This window comes from Streptomyces sp. NPDC059668 (genome assembly GCF_042734135.1).
GTDB lineage: Bacteria > Actinomycetota > Actinomycetes > Streptomycetales > Streptomycetaceae > Streptomyces.
The window spans coordinates 28,364-32,711 of the sequence record NZ_JBHWEL010000098.1 but is presented as its reverse complement, the minus strand read 5'-3'; the positions used below and the strand labels follow the sequence as shown (position 1 = coordinate 32,711).

The following is a 4,348-nucleotide window of genomic DNA, read 5'->3' as shown; positions in this document are numbered from 1 at the left end:
AGCTCGCCTGGCTCGCCGAACGCGGGCGCGGGGGCGCCCCCGCGCCCCCCCCCCCGGTGCGCTCCGGTGCCCGGGTCCGTACAAGTCGCCTGTTCTCATCGGCCGGGGCGTGGGGCGCCCCGGCCGATGAAGTCCTGAACGGCAGGTCCACGAAGAGGAAAACGCAGTCGTGCTCGCGTTCTGCCGTCCAGAGACTCAGGACGTTCTGTCCGGAGGTCCTGGACGGTAGTGGAAGACGGGCGCCTTGCGCAAACCCTCCATATCCGACATTCGTTCAAAGTCGTGCGCCTGTTCTGATCGTGAGGGCACGGCACCGCGATGGGGCCGACGAAGTGCCTGGTCGAAGCGGGGTCTTCCTGGATCTGGCTCGCCCGTGCGTCCCCGAACGGGGCATCGATTCGCGAACTGCCGCCACTCGCAGGCAAGTTGTTTTGCTGGACGTTCTCCCGGAGCCGCCGCCATCCGTCGGCGCACGGGGCCGGGGAACCGGATGACGGGCGCCGGCTCCATCGGCCGATCCCGGTCGTCCAGCGCTACCGCTACCGGACTCCGTGAAGAGTGAGCCATCGCCAAGGAGTCATCGGTGCGGTGGGGCCCGATCGGCCCGAGTCCTCATCTGCGGTCCGGTGGGGGCTGGTTGACCGATCAGAGCGCCGCGAGAGAGGCGTGGTCCTTGCGATGGCGGGTGTCACCCGCTTCTCTGATCCGCCTTCACCACGACAATGTCCGGGACGCGGGAGTGACGGGTCGTTCTCGATGCCTGCCAGGAGGTCACCGGAACCGGTAGACCGCGAGTACGTCACCTTCGGCAACCATGTAGGAATCGGGTCGCCATGTGCCGAAGGTGAGCATGGCGGTCCACAGGCATCGCAATTCCGTCGCGTTCAGGACGACATGTGCCGCCTTGAGGACGTCGACCCAGCCCGGATCCCCCGCCGCCAGACGCGATTGCCCTGGAAGGAGGATGACCGGTTCTCCGGCACTGCCGCGCACTACGGCTGTCATCGACGTTCCCTGCACGAAGAGCACGTGAACAGCCTCTCGCCGGAGCGGAATTCGCGACCCGCTGTTCCTGAGTGACGTACGGGGAAATCCTCCCCGTGCCACTTTCTTGACAGGCCGGTCCGGCGGCCGGGAGGGCGCGCGTGGCCGACGGCAGCGCGGACGCGCCGGGGTGCTCGCCGCGAGGGCCGCGGTTCCAAGGCCGTCCGGAACCCGCTCAGGTGCGGTGGCACGTCACGCGGACCGTCCCCGGAGGAGTACGTCGGCGGTGGGGTCGCATGGTTCGGTGGAAATGGGCACGCCTCTATGCGAGGGGGACGAGCGGGCCGTTGGCGGTGATGACGGAGGGCATCGGGTAGTGGGGGCCGTCGGTTCCGTGAAGGGTGAGGAGAGGGATCTCGTCTTCTTGACAGTGACCCAGGTAGCGCCATGTCTGGCCATGGCGGTCACTGTGGTCGAAGGCCAGGTCGTAGACGCGGCCGCCGAGGCAGTAGGGGGTGACGGCGGCCTGGACGGCTTGCTCGAGCAGAGGGGGGACACCGTGTGCGGTGAGGTGGATGTCGACTTCGTCGATCCGTCCGGTGGCGATCTGGGCCTCTCCGCATCGGTGGGTGGGCGCCGCGAGTGGCGCGCCGATGGTGGTGAGCCAGTGTTCCCAGTCGTCGAGGGTGATGGCGCGGATCTGGACGCTGACGCGTTCGTCGTCCGAGGCGATGTGGGTGAGTTCGAGGCGGTGGGCGTTCGCGGTCCTGAGCCGGTCCGCTGTGGTGGCCGTCCGGTTGGCGACATCCCAGCGGGCGGCGTGTTCGTGGTGTGCCGTCGTGTCGCCGGTGTCGTCCTGGGTGGCCGTCGCCGGCTGCTCGGTGGGCGACGGGCGGGGGGTGCTGCCTGGTGTGTCCCGCGGGTGAGAGGTGACGTCGGTGACGGGTGTCCGGCGGTCGGCGCGAGGGAGGACCATCGTGCCCCGGAGTGCGGCGATGGGCGAGTGGGCGATCCAGGCCGTGTCCGCGGGTTGTGCGTCGGCGGTGTCCGCGGGGGCCTCGCGCGGTGCGGGCAGGCGCGACTGTGCGGTGACGAGGTCGGTGAGCGCCTGCTCCGCCTCGGCAGGGAGGGACGGGGAAGCCTGAGGTGTGGCGACGGGGACGAAGTGGGGGTGTGCCTGGTGTTGTTGTCCTGGCGATCCGAGGTCCTGGGCACCGCCCGTGTGGACCAGGCGGCCCAGAGCGTCGAGTTCGGCGATGAAGGTGTGGGCCAGTCGGCCCAGGCGTCTGGTGAGTTCCTCTTCGATGTCGGTGTGGTTGTCGGGGGTGGCGGTCATGCTGCGGCTCCCGTGCAGGCCTTGCGCAACGAGTTCAGTGCGCGCCATTGGAGGGTCTTGACGGCTCCGGTGGTGGTGCCCATCGTGCGGGCGGTTTCGAGGATGGACATCTCTCCCAGGAAGCGGAGCCGAATGACGGCCTGCTGACGTGGCGTCATGTCCGAGAGGACGTCGTACAGGTCGGCGATGTCCAAGGTGTTCAGGACGGTGTCCTCGGCGGTGTTGACGGGAATGGTCCAGATGTCGCCCACCAGGGCGATCTGTTCGACGAGGATGAGGTGCCGGGTCGAGGCGACCCTGAAATGGTCGGCGACGACGTTGCGGGCGATGGCGCACAGCCAGGCGCGGATGGGAGTGCCGGTCCACCGGAACGTGGCGATCTTGTTCCATGCCTTGACGAAGACGTCCGACGTGAGGTCTTCGGCCAGAGTGGTGTTGGATCTGACGCGCTGTCTGATGAACGCGGCGATCACGTCGTGGTGCAATCGGTACAGCTCGCCGAAGGCGTCAGGATCGCCGTGCCGGGCACGGGTGATGAGAGCCGGTTCCCCCGGGAACTGATCCTTCGAGGCGCGGGGGCCCGTTGCGGTACGAGTCTGCGTGGTCAATGGTCTGCTCCCGGATCGTGGAGTGGGTACAGGGCGGTCGGCTCGCGGTGTGTGGCGGCTGCTCGGACGGCTGGACGTGGACCGGGACCCGTGCCGGGCCGGCCACCTGTGCGCGCCGGCCGGACGGGAGTGGACCGCATGACACGCGGGTCGTCGTAGACGAGGGTGTCGAGGCGGACTCCGTAGGCGCCGCGCAGGGTCCAGAGGGTGGCCAGGCTCGGCTGTTTCGTGCCGGCCGCGAGCCGGTGAAGCGTCGATCTGCTGATGCCGGTGCGCTGCGCCACGTCGGTGACGCTCTCGTCGCCGAGCTCCCTGGCCTTCACCAGGAGCTTGGCCATGTGGAGGCGGAGCATGGTCAGGGAACCCCCTCAGGGACGTGCGTGCATGTGGCTAACCCACACGCACGCAACATATGCAAGTTGCCAGACGATAGTGACGCAAGGGCATTTTGATTCGCACACAAATGCGAGATCGGCGAAGTGGCCTGCGGGTATATCGATCTTGGCTTTGACCTGCGAAGGTGCACGCGTGCAACCGGCATGCGGTGACATGCATGCGCGCTACCCTCCAAAGATGCGGAGCATGGAAGATCCCACCCATGGGAGTCGGGCAACATCCCCCCCACCGAGTTTGTCCGGACGGCAGGCGCAGGCACGGCGGGCCGGCGCGTATCTCACCACGGTCGCGACCGAGGCCGGGTACGACGTGCGCCCGAGACAGGGTGGCCGGGCGCAGCTGGCGGCTCTGACCGGCCTGAGCCTGACCACCATCAGCCGGACGCTGGACGGAAAGACTCTGCCGCTGCCCTCACAGTTGACGACGTGGGCGACGGTCCTCGATCTCGATCACCGGAGGCTGCTGGTGGAGACCGGTCACATTCCCGAGCAGAGAGGGACGCAGGACGCGAACCGTGAGGCGAACTCGGCGCCGCTCTCGCCCGACGAGGCGATGGACGCGTGGGGGATCACGGATCCGATCATCCGTAAGACGCTCAGCGGGACCATCGTCCAGGCGATCCGTCTCCAGGAGGAGCTCGACTCCTCCGACGAGCTGCGGGCGGTCGTCGGAGGTGCGTGACGGCGCGGCGCGGGCGCGGGCCCGATGCGCGTGGCGCTGATCGAAGCGGCCGGTCCGGAACGCCTGGTACCGGGGCGGGGCAGGCGTGTGGTCGGGCGAGGTGAGGGACGTCCTGCTGCCGCAGCCGTGGGACTTCCTGGTGAAGTCGCCGGCGCCCGCGCCCCGGCCTGCGCGGACAGCCACTGGCGGCCGCGTTCATGGGAGGTCCGTCATCGGACCTCCGCCGTCGCCTGTGTCATCACCGGCCCGGGGGGGGGCGGTGCCGCCCCCCCCCGGCCCGCCCGACCGGGGGGGCGGCCAGGGGGGGGGGGGGGTAAGAACGGGGGGGGGGGGGGCGCCCGAG

At 69.1% G+C, this 4,348-nt stretch carries 5 protein-coding genes; 1 reads left to right on the top strand and 4 read right to left on the bottom strand.

From position 1 onward, the window contains the following. Positions 1-771: 771 nt before the first annotated feature. From ACFV2J_RS38750 to ACFV2J_RS38735, 4 genes are all read right to left on the bottom strand, one after another. Positions 772-1,029, bottom strand: coding sequence for a hypothetical protein (locus ACFV2J_RS38750; RefSeq protein ID WP_385097011.1), 258 nt, complete (start codon positions 1,027-1,029; stop codon positions 772-774). A gap of 277 nt (positions 1,030-1,306) precedes the next feature. Continuing rightward, the gene (locus tag ACFV2J_RS38745; protein ID WP_385097014.1) at positions 1,307-2,320 is read right to left on the bottom strand and encodes a BN159_2729 family protein; all 1,014 of its coding nucleotides are present in this window, start codon (positions 2,318-2,320) and stop codon (positions 1,307-1,309) included. Next, complete coding sequence (locus ACFV2J_RS38740) at positions 2,317-2,928, bottom strand: RNA polymerase sigma factor (protein WP_385097016.1); 612 nt, start codon at positions 2,926-2,928, stop codon at positions 2,317-2,319. The genes ACFV2J_RS38745 and ACFV2J_RS38740 overlap by 4 nt, the downstream gene beginning before the upstream one ends. Then, entirely contained in the window at positions 2,925-3,281 is a 357-nt protein-coding gene (locus tag ACFV2J_RS38735) for a helix-turn-helix domain-containing protein (RefSeq protein ID WP_385097019.1), read from the bottom strand. The genes ACFV2J_RS38740 and ACFV2J_RS38735 overlap by 4 nt, the downstream gene beginning before the upstream one ends. Positions 3,282-3,558: 277 nt before the next feature. On the opposite strand from ACFV2J_RS38735, the gene ACFV2J_RS38730 reads away from it, so the two are divergent. Continuing rightward, positions 3,559-4,005, top strand: coding sequence for a transcriptional regulator (locus ACFV2J_RS38730; RefSeq protein WP_385443165.1), 447 nt, complete (start codon positions 3,559-3,561; stop codon positions 4,003-4,005). The last annotated feature ends 343 nt before the right edge of the window (positions 4,006-4,348 follow it).

What these genes read in the sequence shown, in the direction of transcription:
- ACFV2J_RS38735 (WP_385097019.1), bottom strand. Translation starts at nt 3,281, where the DNA reads ATGCTCCGCCTCCACATGGCCAAGCTCCTGGTGAAGGCCAGGGAGCTC.
- ACFV2J_RS38745 (WP_385097014.1), bottom strand. Translation starts at nt 2,320, where the DNA reads ATGACCGCCACCCCCGACAACCACACCGACATCGAAGAGGAACTCACC.